The organism is Pseudomonas sp. NPDC089996 (genome assembly GCF_044748405.1).
Classification (GTDB): domain Bacteria; phylum Pseudomonadota; class Gammaproteobacteria; order Pseudomonadales; family Pseudomonadaceae; genus Aquipseudomonas.
This window is the reverse complement of the sequence record NZ_JBIVGA010000039.1, coordinates 1-2,121: the sequence shown is the minus strand read 5'-3', so window position 1 is coordinate 2,121 and position 2,121 is coordinate 1. Positions and strand designations below refer to the sequence as shown.

The 2,121-nt window shown below is 50.5% G+C and carries 2 protein-coding genes and 1 pseudogene; all 3 read right to left on the bottom strand.

Annotated elements, in window-relative coordinates:
- Positions 1–263: pseudogene (locus ACIPW4_RS27245) on the bottom strand (hypothetical protein); the annotation flags it as partial.
- Positions 264–406: 143 nt separating this feature from the next.
- Entirely contained in the window at positions 407–1,003 is a 597-nt protein-coding gene (locus ACIPW4_RS27240) for a hypothetical protein (RefSeq protein WP_400663758.1), read from the bottom strand.
- Between the two features lie 15 nt (positions 1,004–1,018).
- Positions 1,019–2,121: RHS repeat domain-containing protein (locus ACIPW4_RS27235; protein ID WP_400663755.1), on the bottom strand; the 1,103-nt coding region annotated here is incomplete at its 5' end.

Below are 2,121 nucleotides of genomic sequence, written 5' to 3'. Positions count from 1 at the left end.
CCGCCGAAGTCACGGCTGCCGATGACGCGATTGTCCTCGTTGTAGCGGATTTCCAGCTCACGGCCCAGCACATCGGTGGCCCAACTGGTGCGCTGAGCGAAGTCGTAACGGAAGTGATAGTGCTCGCCGTCGCTGGTCCAGTGCTCGACGACGCGCGGTTTGCCGTCTTGAGTCTCCCAGCGGTATTCGCAGATCAGGCCAAGTTCGTTGCCGTGGGTCATCATCAGGCCGACGGCGTAGCTGAAGCTGCGCACGGTTTCGCCTGTTTCTCCGCTTAGAACTACAGATTATTAATAGTGGTGACTTGTGGAGCAAGCCACCACTCGCCCGATATTTTAAAGAGCGGCAATGCATTCAGGAATGCACAAGCAATACCTCTGGCGCAAGTCACTTTTTCTAAAAATACTTAACCGTAGAAATAATCCACGAACCGACCTGTGTTTTCATCACCCAAAATGGGGCTGACAGCATTTTGCAGTTTCAGAAGAAAAGCATCGTCAATCCCATCATCATCCGAAAGATCAAATATATTGAAGTCCCCATAAACTATATCAATCATTTTTGAAAGCGCCAGTATGAAATCAGCCAATGACTCAGCAATCTGAAATGGTGGCACTACATCGTAACACGCATACACTGGCGTTTTTTCGACATCAGTAACAGCAATAACTGGCTTTCCTCCGCCATTATCATCCATAATTACCAGGTCTTGATCTGGCCATTCATTGTTCAGAACTGCTCCTTCTGCGACATTGATCCAGCGATAACCAAACTGCCCCTTCTTCAATGATGCAATATCAAATAGCTTAAGAGGCGTGAACCCTGTTTCAATCTTCACCCCAACAGGCTCATATTCACTGAATAGAACGTCCACTTCGGCGGAGCGTGGCAATTCCGAAGGCCAGCGTGCTACTGAATCTTTTGATGTCACATATCGACCAGCGATTTGATATTTATCATGCACTAAACGCAATGCTTCCAGCGCGTCTCTAATATCGCTCATCTCGTTCTCCAATATTTATCTGCAAGAGCTTTTCCCTGCGCTTTTGAGTCGATCAATTAGGCGTCCCTTGCCAGAATTCTTGTAATTTCCTCTATGCCCCTGGTCGGCATTGAGGTGCTCATCAATGCCGCTTGGGTGATTGGCATTTTGTAAAAACACTATATTCCTCGGATCGCCTTTCCATGCCGCACCTAGCTTACCGTTACCCTCAACACTGTTTATATGGTGCCCTGTATATCCTGCATCAGACATTATAGAAGATAATTTCGCATTGTTACGAACACTCATTATCGTCTCTCTTTCCGCCGCAGTCCAACTCCTCGATCCGCCACCATTTTCAACTAGTATTCGTTCCTGCCCCCATGCCCGACTAATTGCTGTGCTGCGCGCACCCGGGGTAGGAGCAATTGACCCTCTTGGCTTATATCGTACCAGATTTTCCGGACTAAGGCCGAAGGGATCAACCCAACCTATTGAGTTTAAGGCATATTGATATAGATTGTTTCCACCCTGCAGCCCTATTGGATCCTGCGTTATAAACCTTCCAATGTGGGGGTCATAAAAACGGAGCGTATTATAGTGCAGTCCTGTTTCAAAATCGCAATACTGCCCCTGAAAACGCAGATTCTGCTCGACCTGATTGACGGCCAGATTCTCAATCGAACCCCATGACCGATACGTCGCCTGCCAAACGATCCTGCCATCGCTATCCGTCAGCTCCAGCGGCGTCCCAATCTGGTCCGTATGGAAGTAATAAAACTTCTGCTCTTCCCCTTCCGCTTGATCGACCCGCGCCAACGGCGCATAGCTCCCCGGCTCATACAGGTACAGGATGCTCTGCCCTGGCGTTTCCTCCCGCAGCATCCTCAGCCCTTGCCAGAGGAAGCGCTTGTGCTCGATTTCGCCATCGATCTCCGCCTGCTTGGCCACCCGCCGTCCCAGGCTGTCGTAGCGGTACTGCCCGGTGCTTTCCTGCCTGCCATCGACATACGTCTCCGCCCGCACCAACCGGTTCTCGCAGTCATAGGCAAAGTGCTGCAGCTTGCTATGCCCCGATTGCTTCTCGATCAGGTTGCCCCACGGGTCGTAGCGGTACTCCTGATCGCGCCAATGGGTGA